General features: G+C 74.1%; 14 protein-coding genes. 4 read left to right on the top strand and 10 right to left on the bottom strand.

What is annotated here, in order from left to right; genetic code table 11:
• Window positions 1-188: 188 nt before the first annotated feature.
• The 5 genes from VKZ81_RS00995 to nhaA (VKZ81_RS01015) form a co-directional block, all read right to left on the bottom strand.
• The gene (locus tag VKZ81_RS00995; protein ID WP_324239437.1) at window positions 189-2,012 is read right to left on the bottom strand and encodes a hypothetical protein; all 1,824 of its coding nucleotides are present in this window, start codon (window positions 2,010-2,012) and stop codon (window positions 189-191) included.
• Window positions 2,013-2,262: 250 nt separating this feature from the next.
• Entirely contained in the window at window positions 2,263-3,528 is a 1,266-nt protein-coding gene (purD, locus tag VKZ81_RS01000; RefSeq protein ID WP_324239438.1) for a phosphoribosylamine--glycine ligase, read from the bottom strand.
• Between the two features lie 60 nt (window positions 3,529-3,588).
• Window positions 3,589-4,512 carry an alpha/beta fold hydrolase gene (locus VKZ81_RS01005; protein WP_324239439.1) on the bottom strand — a complete coding sequence of 308 codons (924 nt, stop codon included), beginning with the start codon at window positions 4,510-4,512 and terminating at the stop codon, window positions 3,589-3,591.
• Window positions 4,513-4,527: 15 nt separating this feature from the next.
• Complete coding sequence (locus tag VKZ81_RS01010; protein ID WP_324239440.1) at window positions 4,528-5,022, bottom strand: phage holin family protein; 495 nt, start codon at window positions 5,020-5,022, stop codon at window positions 4,528-4,530.
• Window positions 5,023-5,122: 100 nt separating this feature from the next.
• Window positions 5,123-6,310, bottom strand: a complete 1,188-nt coding sequence (nhaA, locus tag VKZ81_RS01015) for a Na+/H+ antiporter NhaA (protein ID WP_324239441.1) — start codon at window positions 6,308-6,310, stop codon at window positions 5,123-5,125.
• Between the two features lie 193 nt (window positions 6,311-6,503).
• On the opposite strand from nhaA (VKZ81_RS01015), the gene VKZ81_RS01020 reads away from it, so the two are divergent.
• On the top strand, window positions 6,504-6,695 hold the full coding sequence (locus tag VKZ81_RS01020) for a DUF1707 SHOCT-like domain-containing protein (RefSeq protein WP_324239442.1): 192 nt from the start codon (window positions 6,504-6,506) through the stop codon (window positions 6,693-6,695).
• Between the two features lie 4 nt (window positions 6,696-6,699).
• Here the strand turns inward: VKZ81_RS01020 and VKZ81_RS01025 are convergent, their stop codons facing one another.
• The 4 genes from VKZ81_RS01025 to arfB form a co-directional block, all read right to left on the bottom strand.
• On the bottom strand, window positions 6,700-7,572 hold the full coding sequence (locus VKZ81_RS01025; protein WP_414709313.1) for a slipin family protein: 873 nt from the start codon (window positions 7,570-7,572) through the stop codon (window positions 6,700-6,702).
• A gap of 17 nt (window positions 7,573-7,589) precedes the next feature.
• Window positions 7,590-7,955 carry a DUF3040 domain-containing protein gene (locus VKZ81_RS01030; protein WP_324239443.1) on the bottom strand — a complete coding sequence of 122 codons (366 nt, stop codon included), beginning with the start codon at window positions 7,953-7,955 and terminating at the stop codon, window positions 7,590-7,592.
• Between the two features lie 92 nt (window positions 7,956-8,047).
• Entirely contained in the window at window positions 8,048-9,379 is a 1,332-nt protein-coding gene (gene nhaA, locus VKZ81_RS01035; RefSeq protein ID WP_324239444.1) for a Na+/H+ antiporter NhaA, read from the bottom strand.
• A gap of 81 nt (window positions 9,380-9,460) precedes the next feature.
• Window positions 9,461-9,889, bottom strand: coding sequence for an alternative ribosome rescue aminoacyl-tRNA hydrolase ArfB (arfB, locus tag VKZ81_RS01040; protein WP_324239445.1), 429 nt, complete (start codon window positions 9,887-9,889; stop codon window positions 9,461-9,463).
• A 114-nt stretch (window positions 9,890-10,003) separates the two neighbouring features.
• Between arfB and VKZ81_RS01045 the strand changes: the two genes are divergently transcribed.
• Both VKZ81_RS01045 and VKZ81_RS01050 read left to right on the top strand, forming a co-directional pair.
• The gene (locus VKZ81_RS01045) at window positions 10,004-10,720 is read left to right on the top strand and encodes a GntR family transcriptional regulator (RefSeq protein WP_324239446.1); all 717 of its coding nucleotides are present in this window, start codon (window positions 10,004-10,006) and stop codon (window positions 10,718-10,720) included.
• Between the two features lie 207 nt (window positions 10,721-10,927).
• On the top strand, window positions 10,928-11,113 hold the full coding sequence (locus tag VKZ81_RS01050; RefSeq protein WP_324239447.1) for a hypothetical protein: 186 nt from the start codon (window positions 10,928-10,930) through the stop codon (window positions 11,111-11,113).
• A gap of 53 nt (window positions 11,114-11,166) precedes the next feature.
• Here VKZ81_RS01050 and VKZ81_RS01055 read toward each other — a convergent pair whose 3' ends face one another.
• Entirely contained in the window at window positions 11,167-12,537 is a 1,371-nt protein-coding gene (locus VKZ81_RS01055) for an MFS transporter (RefSeq protein ID WP_324239448.1), read from the bottom strand.
• Window positions 12,538-12,668: 131 nt separating this feature from the next.
• On the opposite strand from VKZ81_RS01055, the gene sucC reads away from it, so the two are divergent.
• Window positions 12,669-13,487, top strand: an 819-nt coding sequence (sucC, locus tag VKZ81_RS01060; protein ID WP_324239449.1) for an ADP-forming succinate--CoA ligase subunit beta, incomplete at its 3' end; no start/stop codon positions are given.

A 13,487-nucleotide genomic window follows, 5' to 3' on the forward strand; every position in this document is an offset into this window, starting at 1 on the left:
TTCGGCTGCTGCCGCCCAGACGTCCATGACGTGGAACGGGGGCACCGCGGCCCGGGCGGCGACCGTGAGCTGGGTGGGCGGAACGGGCTGCATCGGCACGGCCCGAGCTTAGGCAGGAAAGCGGAACGGCGGCCGCCCCACATCGGTGGAGGGCGGCCGCCGTTCCAGCGCCGGTCGGGTCCCCGGCGTCAGAGCACGCTGGCCACCAGGTCCTTGGCCGAGAACCGGTCCCCGCCGGAGTCGGAATCGGAGTCGTCGTCCGAGTCCTCGTCGTCGTCCGAGTCCTCGTCGTCGTCGGAGTCGGAGTCCTCGTCGTCCGAGCTGTCGCTCCTGCCGCGGTCGGAGGAGTCCTCGTCCTCGTCCTCGTCGTCGGAGTCGGCCTCGTCGGAGTCGGAGTCGTCGTCGGAGTCCGCGTCCGCCCCGCCGCCGAGCAGGCCCGACAGCAGGCCGCCGCGGCGCTCGCCGCGGTCGCGGTCCTCGTCGTCGGAGTCGGAGTCCTCGTCGTCGTCCGAGTCCGCCTCGTCGGCCTCGTCGTTGTCGGCACCGCCGCCGAGGAGGCCGGACAGCAGGCCACCGCGCCGCTCGCGGTCGCGGTCGTCCTCGTCGTCGTCCTCGTCGTCGTCGACGTTCTGCGTGGAGCCGCCGCCCAGCAGGCCGGACAGCAGGCCACCGCGCCGCTCGCGGTCGCGGTCGTCCTCGTCGTCGTCCTCGTCGTCGTCCTGACCGCCCAGCAGGCTGGTGAGCAGGCCGCGGCGCTCGCGGTCGTCGTCATCGTCGTCCGCGCCACCGAGCAGACCGGACAGCAGGCCGGCACGGCGCTCGCGGTCGTCGTCGTCATCGTCGGCCGAGCCGCCGAGGAGGCCACCCAGCAGGCCGCGCTCGTCGCCGAGGCCGAGCGGCAGGCCGGCCCGCAGGTTGCCGCCGTTGAGCACGGAGGCGAGCGTGGCGCTGACGTCGCTGGTGAGGCCCTCGACCTCGTCCAGGACGTCGCGCAGCTCGTCGGCGCCCAGGTTCTTCAGGTCGAGGTCGGACAGGACGCTGCGCAGCTCGCCCAGGTCGAGCCGGTCCAGGTCGAGGTCGTCGACCCCGAGGTCGGACAGCAGGCTGCGCAGCTCGCCGAGGTCCAGGTCGCCCAGGTCCAGGTCGCCCAGGTCGAGCGCCTGCAGGTCCAGGCTCGCGAGCACGGTCCGCAGCTCGCCCAGGTCGAGCCGGTCCAGGTCCAGCTCGTCGAGGTCGAGGTCGGACACGAGGGAGGTGACCTTGCTGAGCTCGAGCCCGTCCAGGACCGCGGGCAGCTGGCTCAGCTTGACGTTCTTCAGGACCGACGGCAGCTCGTCCAGGTCGAGGTCCTGCAGGACCGACGGCAGCTCGTCGAGGTCGATGTCCAGGTCCTCGAGCACGTCGGCGAGGTCACCGAGCCGGACGTTCAGCAGGTCCGCCGGGAGGTCACCCAGGTCCAGGTCGGACAGCTGGTCGGTGAGCCCGGCGAGCTTGAGCTTGCCGACCGCGGGCAGCTCGGCGTCCTCGAGCGCACCCAGCGCGGGCAGCGACGTCAGGTCGCCGACCACCGGCAGGACGTCCGCGCCCGGCAGGTCGGTCAGGTCGTCGGCCAGGTCCGAGGCCACCGTGGTCAGGTCGCTGACCACCGGGAGCACGTCGGCGGTGGGCCCGAGGCCGGTGGGCAGGATGCCGCCGGCGAGGCTGGGCGCCGTCTTCAGGGCGCGGGCGACGTCGAAGACCTCGATGTTGTCGGTGAGACCGTCCGCGAGGTCGGACGCGGGAAGCCCCTCAACCCCCAGCGCCTCCAACCCGGGCAGGACCGACCCGACCATCGACAGCTTGACGTCGGTTCCGAGGTTGTCGTTCGTGACGTGCGCGTCGGTGGCAGCCGCGGCGGGGCCGGCGGCGGCCATCATCGCCATCGGCGCACCCATCACGCCGACCGCGGCGCGCCCGGCGATCTTCGACGCGCGGCTCGGGGCTGCGTGTCGAGGCCGTGCGTTGTTGGTCATTCGAGTCCTCATGTTTCTCGGGGGAGCGACATCGGACCCGACGTGATCAGTAGGGAGCCGTCGTGGGGAGCGTCGACGACGTGATCACCCCGGGTGCGCAGACCCCGGCGTGGCCACCCGTCCGGGTGCTTGTCGCGCTGAGCGACCCAGGATGGCACGCCTCACCCCGATCGGGGCACGGGAAATGCGCGTCACGCGCCGGAGCGTACGCCAAGAGATCGCAAATGTCACCTGTTCGGCGGACCCGATTTCACGATCGAGCGGGTACAGAGACGAGTCCTTGGGCCGCCCGGAGGGCGATGTCGGTCCGATGGTGGGAACCGGGCAGGTGGACCTGCGCCAACCGGTCGTAGGCCTCCTGGCGGGCCGCGGCGAGGTCGGGGCCGGTGCCGACCACCGACAGCACCCGCCCCCCGGACGACACGACCGCGCCGTCGTCGCGGCGCCGCGTGCCCGCGTGCAGCACCCCGGTCGCCTCCGCGCCGATGACCACGTCGCCGAGGCGGGGCGGCCCGGGGTAGCCCTCCGCGGCGACGACGACGGTGACCGCAGCCCCGTCGGCCCACTGCGGCGGCGGCTCCTCGGCGAGCGTGCCGGTGGCCGTGGCGTGCAGCAGGCGGGCGAGCGGGCTGCGCAGCAGCGCCAGCACCACCTGGGTCTCGGGGTCGCCGAAGCGGCAGTTGAACTCGACGACCGCCGGGCCGGTCGCCGTGAGCGCGAGCCCGGCGTAGAGCAGACCGGAGAACGGCGTGCCGCGCCGCACGAGCTCCGCCGCGACCGGCGCGACCACCTTCTCGACCAGCTCGCCGGTGAGGTTCGGCGGGGCCCACGGCAGCGGGGCGTAGGCGCCCATGCCGCCCGTGTTGGGGCCGGTGTCCTCGTCGCCGACGCGCTTGAAGTCCTGCGCGGGCAGGAGCGGCACCACGGTCTCGCCGTCGACGAAGCTGAACAGCGAGACCTCGGGCCCGTCGAGGTAGGACTCGAGCAGCACGGGGTGCCCGCCGTCGAGCAGCGTGCTCGCGTGGGCGCGCGCGACGTCGAGGTCGGGGGTCACCACCACGCCCTTGCCCGCGGCCAGGCCGTCGTCCTTCACGACGTACGGGGGGTCGAAGCGGGCGAGCGCGGCGTCGAGGTGCGCCGGATTGTCCACCACGACGGAGGTCGCGGTGTTGACCCCCGCGGCCGCCATGACGTCCTTGGCGAAGCTCTTCGAGCCCTCGATCCGGGCGGCCGCGGCGCTCGGGCCGAAGCACGGGATGCCCGCGGCGCGCACGGCGTCGGCCGCGCCGGCCACGAGCGGCGCCTCCGGCCCGATCACGACGAGGTCGGCCCGCCAGTCGACGGCGAGCGCCGCCACCGCCGCCGGGTTCGCGACGTCGAGCCCGCGCTGCTCGGCCACCGTGGCCGTGCCCGCGTTGCCCGGCGCGCAGGCCAGCGCCGTGACGCCGGGGTCCTGCGCCAGGGCGAGGACGATGGCGTGCTCTCGAGCACCGGACCCCACGACCAGAACGCGCACGTCACGGAATCGTAGAGGCCCGCGGGCGGCCTTCCGTGGGCGGATGCGGATGCGGCGACCTCACGCGTCCCGCAGGGCGTCGGAGAGCACGCCGGTGACGGCGGCGGGGCGTTCCTCGTGCGGGAAGTGGCCGGCGTCGGCGACGACGTGCAGGCGGTGCCGCGGCCCCGCCCACCGGGTGGAGGCCGCAGCGGTGCGCTCCAGCACGCAGGGGTCGAGCCCGCCGTGCACCTGCAGCACCGGCACCGTCGGGATCCGGGCCACGGCCGCCGCGAACCGCCGTCCCTCGGCCCGCAGCTGCGAGCGCGCCGCCCACCGGTAGTACTCGAGCGCGCTGTGCACGACGCCGGTGACCTGGATGGCGCGCCGGTAGTGCCCGGCCGCCTCGGCGAAGTCGTCCCACTCCCGCCCGGACCAGTCGCGCAGGATCCGCGCGACCCGCGCGCCGCCGTCGCGGCGCAGCGACCACTCGGGCCAGCGCGGGAGCTGGAACGCCGCCGCATAGCGGGCCGTCGCCAGGCCCTGCCCGCGCGGGTCGCGGACCACCGCCGCGCGCACGGCCAGGGGGTGCGGAGCGGCGAGCGAGGAGAGCGAGAGCACGAGCCGCGGGTGCAGCGCCGTCACCGTCCAGGCGATCAGGCCGCCCCAGCCGTGCCCGACGACGTGCGCCCGCTGTTCGCCGAGCGCCCGGATCAGGCCCGCGACGTCGCCGGCGAGCGTCCACAGGTCGTAGCCGCGCGGGGGCTTGTCGGACTCGCCGTAGCCGCGCAGGTCGGCGGCCACCACGCGGTAGCCGCGCTCGGCGAGGGCGGGCAGCTGGTGGCGCCACGCCCACCAGAACTCGGGGAAGCCGTGCAGCAGGACGACGAGCGGCCCGCCGCCGTCGCACTCGGCGACGTGCAGCCGGATCCCGTTCGCCGAGACGGCCCGGTGCGTCCACGGCCCGGGCAGCCGGAGCGAGGACGCGTCAGGACCCCGGCGCACGACGCGCCCGCCCCGTCAGCGGGCCGTGAGCTCGGGCTGCGCGTCCCCGTCGTGGCCGCGGTGCGAGAGGACCTGCGCAGACTCCTTGAGGGTCGAGATGGTGCGCTCCGGCTTGCGGATGCGCCGCACGCGCAGGTAGCCGAGGAGGCCGAAGAGCGCGGCGGCGAGCAGCATGATCCCGAAGACGATGCCGAACGCCGCGGAGCGCGGCAGCCAGATGTCGAGCACCTCGCCCAGCGCGAGGAACGCGAAGAACAGGCTGAACAGCAGGATCGCCAGCGCGATGACGAAGAAGATGCTGCCCTGCAGCCCCTTCTTCACCTCGGACGTGATCTCGGCCTTCGCCAGCTCGACCTCGGCCCGGACCAGCGTGGACACGTGCGTCGTGGCCTGACGGACGAGCTCACCGATGGACTGCTCGCCTGCCGATCGGACGGGCTCCGGTGCGAGCGGGATCGACGGCAGGACGGGCGGAACGTCCCCGCCGCCGGAGCTGGTCGGGCTGGCCACCGCGGTCCTCCTACTCATCCGTGTCGAAATCGGTGATCGCGGGCCATCCTTCCACGACGCCGCGCGCGGTGCCGGTCAGGAAGCCCGGCGCGCCGCCCGATCAGACCACCCGGTCGGCGTTCTCCCGCGCCTGCGCCCGGCCGCGGCGCACGAGCAGCGCCGCCCCGATGACCGCCGCCGCGGCGGACCCGACCAGTACCGCCGCCTTCGCCGTGGCGAGCAGGGCGCCGTCGTCGGCCAGGGACAGCTCCGCGATCAGCAGGCTGACGGTGAACCCGACCCCGCCGAGCATCGACACCGCCGCGAGGTCCGACCAGCTCAGGCCGCGCGGCCGCGCGGCGGGCGTGAACCGGATGACGAGCCAGCTCGCGCCGAAGATCCCGATGACCTTGCCGACGAGCAATCCCACCACCACGCCGAGCGCGACCGGTTCGGCGAACACGGCGCGCAGGGCGTCCGGGCCGATCGGGACGCCCGCGGCGAAGAGCGCGAACACGGGCACGCAGATGCCCGCCGACCACGGCTGCAGGCGGTGCTCGAGGCGCAGGGCCGGCGCGAGGTCCTCGCCCGGGTCGGCCTTCACCCGGGTGAGCAGGCCGAGCAGGACGCCGGAGACCGTGGCGTGGATCCCCGTCTCGTGCACCGCGAACCACGTGAACACCCCGAGCGGCACGTACAGCCACCACGCGCGCACCCGCTTGTGCTGCAGCCACCGGTAGGCGAGGCAGGCGAGGACGACGACGCCGAGCCAGAGCGGGTCGAGCCCGCGGGCGAACACCACCGCGATCACGATGATCCCGCCGAGGTCGTCGGCGACGGCCAGCCCGAGGAGGAAGACGCGCGCGCTCGCCGGGAGCGAGGGCCCCGCGACCGCCAGCACCCCCAGCGCGAAGGCGATGTCCGTGGCGACGGGGATGGCCCACGCCGTCTCGCTGCCCGGCGCTCCCCAGCCCACGAGCAGCGCGAGCAGGGCGGGCACGATCATCCCGCCCAGCGCCGCGACCACCGGGAGCAGCGCCTGGCTGCGCGTCGACAGCTCCCCGATCACCAGCTCGCGCTTGAGCTCGAGCCCGACGACGAAGAAGAACACCGCCAGCAGGCCGTCGGTCACCCACGTGGCCAGGGTCAGGTCGAGGTGAAGGGCGTGCGGCCCCACCACCGTCTCGCGCACGGCCTCGTAGGCGTGGGCCCACGGGGAGTTCGCCCAGAACAGGGCGACGGCAGCGGCGCCGAGCAGGACGACCCCGCCGACGGTCTCGGTGCGCAGGAACCGCGCGAACTCGCTCATCGGGTTCCCGGGTCGGCGTTCCTGCACGGGGCTGCTCCGGTCGTTCTCGGGGACGGGGACGAGATCGCCGACCAGACTTCCCGGCACACCGGGAGGGACCTTAGCCCGAGGGAGCCGGGATGGAGCTGTGATCGACCCCATACCGCGGCGGCCCGCCATACCCTGGAGGCGTCGGAAGGAGGACGAGACGCCCGTGCCCGTGCCACGCGAGATCCGAGCCTCGGACGCGGAGCGGCAGGCCGTCGTGCGACGGCTCGAGAGGGCGCTGCGGGACGGCCGCCTGACGATCGTCGAGTTCGACGAGCGGACCCGGGCCGTCTACGCGGCCCGCACCCGCGGCGAGCTGGACGACCTCACCACCGACCTGCCTCCCGACCTCTGGTGAACGCCTACCCCTTCTCGTCACCGTCGGCCGACGGCTCCTGATCGACGCCTGCCAGCTCCACCCGGGGTTTCGGGAGCCGGGTCGGGGTGTCGGCGGGCCGGTCGCCGACCTCGCCGCCCCCGGGCTGCCCCGTGGAGTGCTCGAAGAAGCGCAGGAGCTCGACCGGCAGCGGCATCACCAGGGTGCTGTTGTGGTCGGACGCCACATCGGACACGGTCTGCAGCAGCCGCAGCTGCAGCGCGCCGGGGGTGTCGGCCATGGCCCGCGCGGCGTCGGCGAGCCGGGTGGAGGCCTGGTACTCGCCGTCGGCCGCGATGATCCGGGCGCGCCGGTCCCGCTCGGCCTCGGCCTGGTGGGCCATCGCCCGGCGCATGCTCTCGGGCAGCGCGATGTCCTTGATCTCCACCCGGTCGACCGTGATCCCCCACTCGTCGGTCGGGGTGTCGATCACCGCGCGCAGCTCGCCGTTGATCTGTTCCCGGTCCGACAGCAGCGTGTCGAGGTCGGCGCGGCCGATCACCGACCGGAGCGAGGTCCGCGCGACCTGGGAGACGGCGCCCATGTAGTTCTCCACGTTGACCACGGCCTTCACCGGGTCCGTCACCCGGAAGTACACGACCGCGTCGACGTTGAGCGTGACGTTGTCCCTGGTGATCGCGCCCTGCGGCGGGACGTCCAGCACGATCGTCTGCACCGGCACCTTCACCATCCGGTCGGCGATCGGGACCATCAGCCGCAGGCCCGGCTGCCGGACCTCCGGCAGCAACCGCCCGAACCGCAGCACCACCCCGCGCTGGTACTGCTGGACCATCCGGACACCGGAGGCGAGCAGCAGCACCACCAGGGCGACGACGACGAACAGCACGGTCGAGAGCACGGGCTCCACATCCTTCGTCAAGCGGGCGACCTCGGTCGCGGACCGGTGGGGTCTCCACCGTTGTTCCCCGCTGCGGCCACGATCAGCCACGGGACCACGACGAGGGCGGTGATGACGCCGAGCACGGGCCACCACGACGACGGCAGCAACGTGCCGATCACGGCGAGGCCGGAGAGCTCGGCGACCAGGAGCCCGGTGGCGAGGGCGGAGAACGGCCACCAGCGGTGCGGCCCGCGCGGCCTGGTGCGCCCGAGGCGCGCGAACCGCCGGAAGAGGCGCGGGTCGCTCCTGGCCAGGTCCTGTTCGATCTCGGCGAGGATCCGGCGCTCCCACGGCGACGGGGCGTCGTGGTCGCCGGAGCCGGGGTGGAACGACGTGCTCATCGCCGGACCTCTTCTGCAGCAGCTTCGATCAGCTGCCGACCAGCCTTCCCGGCACGCCCTACCCCGATGGTACGTCCGCACCCGGCCGCCGCTCACCCTCCGCGGGCGGCCCGACCCCCTCCTTCAGGCCGGTCCGACTCGTACACGTCGGGGATGCCGTCGGCGTCGCTGTCGCGTTCCTCCTCCTCGCAGATCCGGCGGTAGCGCCGGTTGCGCAGCCGCAGCACGACCGTCGCGAGCAGGGCCGACAGCAGCGACCCGAGCAGCACGCCGATCTTGACGTGCTCGTCGCGCTCGCTCCCGGCGCCGAACGCGAGCTCGCCGATGAGCAGCGACACGGTGAACCCGATGCCGGCGAGCAGGGCGAGCCCGAACACGTCCGCCCAGCCCAGCTCGTCGGCGAGCCGGGCGTGGGTGAACCGCTGGACGAACCAGGTCGAGCCCATGACACCCACCGGTTTGCCGACCAGCAACCCGACGAGGATCCCGACGGTGACCGGGTCGGTGAGGCTCGTGCCGAACTCCTCCAGGCCGCCGATCGCCACGCCCGCGGCGAAGAACGCGAAGATCGGCACGGCCACGCCCGCCGACAGCGGGCGGAACCGGTGCTCGAAGTGCTCGGCCAGGCCGGGGCCGGGCCCGGGCGACCGCCGGACGACCGGCACGGCGAACCCGAGCAGGACGCCGGCCACGGTGGCGTGCACCCCGGAGGAGTGCACCAGCACCCAGGTGGCGACCGCGAGCGGGAGCAGCAGCCACCACGACCGCACGCGCCGCTGCACCAGCACCGTGAACAGCGCGAGCGGCACCAGGGCGAGCGCGAGCGGGCCCCAGGCGAGCGAGCTCGTGTAGAAGATCGCGATGACCACGATCGCGAGCAGGTCGTCGACCACCGCGAGCGTGAGCAGGAACGTGCGCAGCGCCGACGGCAGGTGGGTGCTGATCACCGCGAGCACGGCGAGCGCGAAGGCGATGTCCGTCGCGGTCGGGATCGCCCAGCCGACCAGCGCGTCCGAACCGGCCGCGAGGTTCACCGAGATGTAGATGAGGGCGGGGACCGCCATCCCCCCGACCGCGGCGGCCACCGGCAGCGCCGCCCGCCGCGGGTCGCGCAGGTCGCCCGCGACGAACTCGCGCTTGAGCTCCAGCCCGGCCACGAAGAAGAAGATGGCGAGCAACCCGTCGGCCGCCCACTGGTGCAGCGTCAGGTCGAGGTGCAGCGCGGCCGGGCCGATCCGCAGGTCGGACAACGCCTGGTAGGCATCCCCCCACGGGGAGTTCGCCCACAGCAACCCGACCGCCGCCGCGACGACCAGCAGCACCCCGCCCACGGTCTCGGCGCGCAGGATCTCGCCGATGCGCTGGAACTCCGGCCAGCTGCTCCGCGCGAAGAGCGACGGGGTGGGGTGGTCGGTCGTGCCCATGCGGGCTCCTTCGGGAGGCGACGGCGAATCACGTCGCCGACCAGGCTTCCCGGCACACCGCCGAACACCCTAACGGCTCCGTCAGTCGTCCGGGCGGGCGCGCAGCCGCTTGATCGCCGACCGGCGCGCCTTGGCCTCCAGCCGCCTGCGCTTCGCCCCCGGGGTGGGCCGGGTGGGCCGGCGCTTCGGCGGATCGGGCCGCATGGCCTCCCGCAGCGTCGCGGCGAGCCGCTCGCGAGCGGCCTCGCGGTTGCGCAGCTGGCTGCGGTGCTCGGCGGCCACGACGGTGAGCACGCCGTCGACGAGGCGACCGCCGAGCCGGCGCAGCGCGCGCTCGCGCAGCGGCTCGGGCACCGACGGCGAGCGGGCGAGGTCGAACGACAGCTCCACCCGCGAGTCGGTGGTGTTCACGCCCTGGCCCCCGGGCCCGGACGCCCGGGAGAAGCGCCAACGCAGCTCCCGGCCGGGCAGCACCAGCGCGCGTCGCACCGGGAGGTCGGGTTCTGCCACCTGCCCAGGATGCCGGTTCCGTCCCGCGTGAGCATGTTCACGGCGGGGAACAGCTCAGACATCCTCGGCACTTTGTATGCTGTAAGCAGTCGACCAGGTAACCAGGAGCACGCGATGGCACTGTCCCAGACGCCCGAGGCCGGAAGCCGGCGGATCGCCCGTCCGGTCCCGCTGCGCGAGAGCGTCTACAGCGCGATCCTGGACATGATCGTCAGCCGCCAGCTCCAGCCCGGCCAGCACCTCGTGGAGAGCGAGCTGGCCATGATGCTGGGGGTATCCCGGCAGCCGGTGCGCGAAGCGCTCCAGTGGCTGAAGAACGACGGCTGGGTGGATCTGCGCCCCGGGCTGGGAGCGTTCGTGCACACCCCCACGGTCGAGGAGGCCGACCAGCTGCTCGCCGTGCGCAGCCTGCTGGAGACCGAGTCGGCGCGGCTGGCCGCCACCAACGCCACCGAGGAGGGCGTCGCCCACCTGCGTGAACTCTGCGAGCGGGGCAAGCAGGCCCTCGCCGCCGAGGACGTCGGCACCCTGGTCGAGCTCAACGCCGAGCTGCACAAGGCGGTCATGAAGATGTCCGGCAACGACGTGCTCGTCGAGCTGGCCGCGCAGGTCGACCGCCGGGTCCGCTGGTACTACACGCCGGTGGCCCGCCACCGCGGCGAGCAGTCCTGGAGCGAGCACGAGGCCCTGATCGACGCGATCGCGGCGGGCGACGCCGCCCGGGCGGGCGAGGTCATGGCCGAGCACACCGAACAGACCCGCCGCTCCTACCTGGAGCACCGCGACGAAGCGGACGACGCGGCCCCCGCGCTGCGGGGTCGCGTCCACTGACCGGCCGGGGCCCGCGCCCCGCCGCACCACCTCGGCGCCGACGACGCAGCCGAGGCTCACCGCTCGCCTGACCGGCGAGCCAGCACGCCCATCCGACGCGCGACGCCGCGCGCCGGCCGTCCCCGCGCGCCGACCGATCGGCGCCGCCGCGTCCGAACCCGCATGCCGGCTCGCGGTCGGGGAACCCTGACTACGGAGGTGACAAGCATGCGTACGCTGCGCACGTTCATCCGGTCCCTGAGGGACCTCCCGCGCGGCGCCTCTGCCGACGGCCGCAGCATCGGCCTCGGGCTCGACGCCGCGATGCGCGCCCACCGCGCCCGCGGCGCCGAGGCCGAGCCGCTCCGGCGGAGCCGTCCGCCGGCCGGTGGCCGCCCGTTCACGCGGGCCTGATCCCCGCTCGACCCGGTGGCCGCCCCGATGCGGGGACGGCCACCGTCGTGTGCTCAGACCGCGTACTCCGACGTCCGCTCGGGGAGCCGGGGCAGCGGGAGGGTGCGGGGCAGCCCGGGGCGCTGCAGCGCCCCGGTGGCCCGCGCCGCCGCGAGCGACACGACCGCCGCGACCGCGAACGCCACGGCCCAGCCCCACGCGGTGACGGCGAGCACGGCCAGCCCGACGCCGAGCACCCCACCCGCGGCCTTGGCGCTGTAGACCACGCCGTGGACCTCGAGCGCGCTCTCCTCCCCGAAGTACTCGCGAGCGAGGCTCGCGAAGATCGGGTAGAAGCCGCCGCCCCCGAGGCCGGCGAGCGCCGCGGCCACGACGACCGCGCCGGCGGACCCGCTGGTGGCCGACATCGCGAACACCAGCTGCGCGAGACCCTGCACGGCGAGCACGACGGCCAGCGTGCGGCAGCGCCCGACCCGGTCGGAGATCCGCATCGACAGGGCCCTGCCCGCACCGTTGACGCCCGCGAACAGGCCCGCGGCGAGGGCGACCACGCCCGCGGCCGCCGTGATCCCGCTCGCGTAGACCACGACGAACGCGGCGTTGAACAGCGAGACCGCCCCGGCGCCGAGCAGGATCAGGCACATCACCGGCAGCTCGCGGGTCTGCATCGCCTGCGCGGGTGAGAACTCGCGGACCGCGGGCGGGTTCATCCGGCGCGCGGGGTTGCGCAGGGCCCACTCCCGCGGGTCGACCTCGGCGGGCCACCACCGCTCGGGCGGGTCGCGGAAGAAGAGGCCGGGCCCCGCAACCAGCAGGAAGAGCACGACCGCCGCGGCCTCGAGGACGAGGGTGAGGTTCGCCGCGTCCAGCCCGACCACGGCCGCGACGATGAACGGCACCGAGCCGTAGGCGTAGGCGCCGGTCACCGCGCTCACCCGGCGACCCATCTTCTCGGGGTACCACTTGGCCACCGTGGACGTGCAGGCCGCGTAGACCAGGCCCGCGCCGGTGCCGCCGAGGAGGGCGTAGCCGAGCAGCGCACCGACGAGGTCGGTGCTGTGCGCGAGCACGGCGAGCCCGAGGGCGGACAGCACCGCGCCCACCAGCATCACCTGGCGCGGCTCGATGCGGTGGCGGTCCCGCAGGTAGGCGGTGGGCAGCCCGACCCCGGCCTGGAGCACGGTCCACGCCGCGAGCAGCCACATCGCCCCGACGAGGCCCCAGCCGTTGCGCTCCATCAGCGCGGGCACCGCGGCGCCGTACCCGTACTGCAACACGCCGACCGCCGCCATGGGCAGCCACGCCTGCCACAGCACGCTGGAGCGGGGACGGCCGATCAGCACCTCGGGGGACTCGCCCACGCGGTAGCGGCGGCCGTGGTTGTCACGGATCTCCCGGACGCATCCCGGGTCCGGCATCGCCATGGCGACTCCTTCCATACTGTATGCAGTATCGTGCGACAGGGGTGACGCAGGGCACAAGACTTCTGGACAACTTTCTCCATACTGCATACAGTCGACCGCCTACGCTCGAGCAGCAGACGGGAGACCGCACTGTGGACCTCTACGAGCACCAGGCCAGGGACGTCTTCGCCGCGCACGGCGTACCCGTCCCCCGCGGCGCGGTGGCCGACAGCCCCGCCGAAGCGGCCGACCGGGCGCGGGAGCTCGGCGGGCCGGTCGTGGTGAAGGCTCAGGTCAAGACCGGCGGCCGCGGCAAGGCGGGCGGCGTGCAGCTGGCGAGGACACCCGAGGAGGCGCGCGAGAAGGCCGAGGCGATCCTCGGCATGGACATCAAGGGCCATACCGTGCACCGCGTGCTGGTCACCGAGGCCAGCGACATCGCCGAGGAGTACTACCTCTCCTTCCTGCTCGACCGCTCGAACCGCACGTTCCTCGCCATGTGCTCCGCCGAGGGCGGCGTCGAGATCGAGCAGCTCGCCGCCGAGCGGCCCGACGCGATCCTCAAGGTGCCGGTCGACCCGCTCCGCGGCGTCGACGCCGAGACCGCCGCCCGGATCGCCTCCGCCCTGCCCGCCGAGATCGCCGAACAGGCGGCCAAGGTGATCAGCAACCTGTGGGACGCGTTCGTGGCCGAGGACGCCACGCTCGTCGAGGTCAACCCCCTCGTCCGGACCGGGCGGGGCGAGATCGTGGCCCTGGACGGCAAGGTCACGCTGGACGACAACGCCGCGTTCCGCCACCCCGGCCACGCCGAGCTCGTGGACCGGCGCACCGAGGACCCCCTGGAGGCGAAGGCGAAGGCGAAGGACCTCAACTACGTCAAGCTGGACGGTGAGGTCGGGATCATCGGCAACGGTGCGGGCCTGGTGATGTCGACCCTCGACGTGGTGGCCTACGCCGGGGAGCGGCAC

This window comes from Pseudonocardia sp. (assembly GCF_035305885.1).
Taxonomy (GTDB): Bacteria; Actinomycetota; Actinomycetes; order Mycobacteriales; family Pseudonocardiaceae; genus Pseudonocardia.